This is a genomic window from Bacillus sp. AC266 (assembly GCF_979253805.1).
In genome coordinates, this window is sequence record NZ_CEEDEC010000045.1 from 1 (window position 1) to 271 (window position 271).

Here is a 271-nt window from a genome sequence, read left to right on the forward strand (position 1 = left end):
GATTTATTAGCTATGCATTAGCAAAAGGTGGTTATTCAGAGGAAACAGCCATTGAATTCTCACGAAGTCAGGCACATTTAAATCCGGGTGGTTGTTCTGACCCTAATAACTTCCGAACCACAGTTGGAGCGTGTTATGGGGATTATACGTACGTTACCAAAGTTTTGGAATTTTACAAAGATTTAGGTTGCGTATCGTCTGGAGATGGAGAATGGGTGTCTGATAAAGGTTGGAAATGGCCAACGAAATCAGGGCGTATTACAGATACGTT

Annotated in this window: 1 protein-coding gene; it reads left to right on the forward strand. The window is 41.3% G+C overall.

The window, feature by feature from the left end:
* Window positions 1-271, forward strand: a 271-nt coding sequence (locus tag AC0IXC_RS29200; RefSeq protein ID WP_471653719.1) for a lysozyme family protein, incomplete at both ends; no start/stop codon positions are given.